Source organism: Bradyrhizobium sp. Crot121 (assembly GCF_059512385.1).
The window spans coordinates 1-615 of the sequence record NZ_JCAMOR010000319.1; the positions used below are offsets into that span (position 1 = coordinate 1).

Sequence of the window (615 nt, forward strand, 5' to 3'; positions counted from 1 at the left end):
ACTCCGCAGCCGCTAAGCGGCAAGCCGCGCACGACGCACCGGGAGACGATTCCAATCATGGGCAATCGAATCGCGATTTGCACGCTCCTGAAGGCGGCTCCGCAGCCGCCAAGCAGCATGCCAAGCATGAAGCACCGGGAGACGGTTCCAATCATGGGCAATCGAATCGCGATTTGCACGCTTCTGAAGATAGCTCCGCAGCCGCCAAGCAGCATGCCAAGCATGACGCACCGGGAGACGATTCCAATCATGGGCAATCGAATCGCGATTTGCACGCTTCTGAAAACGGCTCCGCAGCTGCCGAGCAGCACACCAAGCATGACGGGACACCACTGAACGTTACCAATCCCGGCCAATCGCAGCGCGATTTGCACACGGCGCCTGTAAACGCCTCCAACAACCCGCATTCGGAATCGAGCCTGAACAGTGGAGGCAAGGATCAGGTTCTTATCGATGACGCCTGGCACGCAAAAACGGCGGCCGCGCCAGAGCTCGGAGATTCGTTTCATTTCAAGAATCAGATGGCAGCTTCCAAAGCTTCAGATATCTTTGAAGTACATGTGCGCCACGAACCGGATTCGATAACACTTAGCCAGCACGTTGCCGGACACGATG

1 protein-coding gene is annotated in these 615 nt (G+C 57.1%); it reads left to right on the plus strand.

The window, feature by feature from the left end; all coding sequences use genetic code 11:
* Window positions 1-615, plus strand: a 615-nt coding sequence (locus AC5ZGW_RS46755; RefSeq protein ID WP_496114212.1) for a hypothetical protein, incomplete at both ends; no start/stop codon positions are given.